This window comes from Actinomadura sp. CNU-125, assembly GCF_001942465.1.
Lineage (GTDB): Bacteria > Actinomycetota > Actinomycetes > Streptosporangiales > Streptosporangiaceae > Spirillospora.
This window is the reverse complement of sequence record NZ_MKJY01000456.1, coordinates 1-2,440: the sequence shown is the minus strand read 5'-3', so window position 1 is coordinate 2,440 and position 2,440 is coordinate 1. Positions and strand designations below refer to the sequence as shown.

Here is a 2,440-nt window from a genome sequence, read left to right as displayed (position 1 = left end):
TCGCTCCGGTGGGCAGGGGGCGGTGCCGTCCGTCGCCGGATCGGGTGCCCCAGGGCGCGTCGCCCGACCGCGATGCTGGCCGCATCGTGCCGGGAAACCTCACGGCCGGAGGTAGCCATCGGCTGCCGCCAATGCTGCGCACCCCACCGCGATGTATAGGCGGGATCGACGGCCACGATGGCCAGGCCGTGTTCGGCGGCCATCGAGGTCAGCCGGGCCTTGAGCTTGCCGGTGGGAAAGCCGGAGATCAGCTGCCGGAATTTCTTGCGGCGCCCGTGCTTCTCCCGCGTCTTCTCCTGGTCGAAGTTCAGGTCCTCGATCGCGATCGCGGCCACACCGCACGATGCGGCCCAGTGCAGCAGGCGGGTGATGGCGTGCCGGACTTGGGCGTCCCGGTGGGACGCCGAACCGGTCAGGTCGTAGTCGAAGCGCTTGGGGTCGCCGACGGGGTTGCCGGAGGGATCCAGGTGCCAGGCGGCGAAGTGGTCGGCGTTGGTGTCGACACCGATGATCCCCCGGGCGCGGGCGGCCTCTAGGGGGAGTGCCAGGGCGGGGCGGCGTTGCCAGGACGCCGTCAGGTACCAGCGGCCCCGTTCGGGGTCGTGGTGGAAGCGGTAGGCCACCGCCCGGTCCGCCACCACCCGGTCGCCCCACTCGACGCGCCCCGGTGGGCGAAGGCCGCACGCACGGACAGGACGTACCGGCCGTGCCGCGCGTTCGCCAGGTCGGCCAGCGGGGCAGGCAACGGGATCGACACCTCGCCCTCGGGCGTCACGCGGATGGTCTCGTTGCCGTACCGCTTGCCCGACTCCCCGTCAGCCTGCAGGAACGACCGTCCGGCCTCCCACCGCTCACGCCACTCCTTCGGCGTGAGCCCGGCCTCGTCCAGGTGATGACGCCGGTTCAGCAACCGGTGGCCACCCCGCACCACGTGCACCGTCCCGGCGTCCCGATCCGCCCGCACCACCGCCAGCCGGTCCTTCAACACCCCCAGCCTGCGCGACTTGGCGAACCACTCCTTACGGGACCGGTACCCGCCCGGCTCCCGCCGGGTGCCTTTCGCGCCGATTGGCAGGGCCAGCCGCCGCTCGAGCGTCCGCACACCCGCCTCGAAACTCTCCACGTGGGCCTGCTGGGTCCGGCGGGCCAGGGCCCACTGGTCGTGCGACGCTTTGGTGATCGACCCGGCCCACCGCGCCGACGACCCGGCCGTCAACTCCCGCTTACGCGCCGCCCACCGGTCGGCGTCGTGTTCCAGGCCGTCGGCGCAGCGGGTCTTCAGGTCCCGGGACGCCAGCGACCCAAGGTGCGCGCCGACCGCCCGCAGTACCGTCTCGTCCTCGGGAGTGAGGTCCTTGAGGCGGGTACGGATCGTCACCCCGGGCGGGCCCGCCGCAACGAACGGCGGCGCGATCACGCGCAACCCACCACCGGGTCCACCGGCCTCGTCCCGAGCCCGGCCGCCGGAACGAGGCCGGTCGCCGATTCCGGGCATGCCGTGGCGGGTGCCGCCGAGGCGGCCACCCCACAACCAGCAGCGGAACGCGACATGACCAACACTTTAAGTGACGACACTCGAACACGCAATCGACACGCCGTCTGCGAACCACCCCGGGGTCACACCTGAACCCGGGTGCGCGGGGCCGAACCCGGCGACCCTGCCCGGATCACCCGCCACCGCACGTGAGCAGGCGCCCGCACACGGACACTCCCGACCATCCATAGACACTCTTGAGCACTTAACCAGCCAACAACTCAAACCCCTTTGGGACGGGGCGTGGCGGGGTAGGTAACGCGACGTGCAAGTCGCTCCGAGACGTACCGGCGAGTGGTGGATCTCCCCTGCGATCCCCGCCGTGGGCAACGCGGCCCTGGCCGCGCTCTGGATCCTCACCGCGTTCGGCGGCTGGGGAGAGGAAGCGTTCTGCGGGGTGGGCGGCTCCTACGACCCGACCTGCGCGACCGGCTTCGAGAACGCTGTCCTGGCCTCGCTCGCCGTGGTGGTCCCCGCGGTCGTTATCACCCTGGCGGCGCTGGCCCTGCCACGGGTCAGGCGACACCCGGACCGCCTCGGAATGATGCTGGCCGCCTCGGCGTTCCTCTGGGTGGGCGCCGAAGGAATCCTGTTCCTCGGCGGCTACCTCGCCCAGTCCGGCTGACGGCTCGTTTCCAGCCATCGTCGCAGGTGAGAGGGCCTGCCGGACGGTCGCGAGGAAAATTCGCGCGCGCCGGTTTGACGTCCGGTCGCGAGGGGCATAATGTTCTCTCCGCCCCACAGGGAAGCGGGACGCCGAGAGGCGGCCGGCCCGAGGGGAACCACACTTGACCAAGCAGACACGGTTTCACCGTGTCCGCTGATCGGATGTGGGTCGGAAACGCCGATTTTGACAAACCGGCCGGATCTGATGAAATAGCAACACCGCCCGGAAGGGACCGCGCA

Annotated in this window: 3 protein-coding genes; 1 reads left to right on the top strand and 2 read right to left on the bottom strand. The window is 70.9% G+C overall.

Translation table 11 applies throughout. The annotated features are described in order from the left end of the window. Positions 1 to 623 (bottom strand): IS200/IS605 family accessory protein TnpB-related protein (locus BJF79_RS63530; RefSeq protein ID WP_262403152.1); only part of this gene is annotated, 623 nt, incomplete at its 3' end. After that, positions 575 to 1,417 carry a hypothetical protein gene (locus tag BJF79_RS63525; RefSeq protein ID WP_262403151.1) on the bottom strand — a complete coding sequence of 281 codons (843 nt, stop codon included), beginning with the start codon at positions 1,415 to 1,417 and terminating at the stop codon, positions 575 to 577. The genes BJF79_RS63530 and BJF79_RS63525, both read right to left, overlap by 49 nt. Positions 1,418 to 1,799: 382 nt before the next feature. Here BJF79_RS63525 and BJF79_RS37535 point away from each other — a divergent pair, with 382 nt between their 5' ends. Next, complete coding sequence (locus BJF79_RS37535; RefSeq protein WP_143220745.1) at positions 1,800 to 2,159, top strand: hypothetical protein; 360 nt, start codon at positions 1,800 to 1,802, stop codon at positions 2,157 to 2,159. The last annotated feature ends 281 nt before the right edge of the window (positions 2,160 to 2,440 follow it).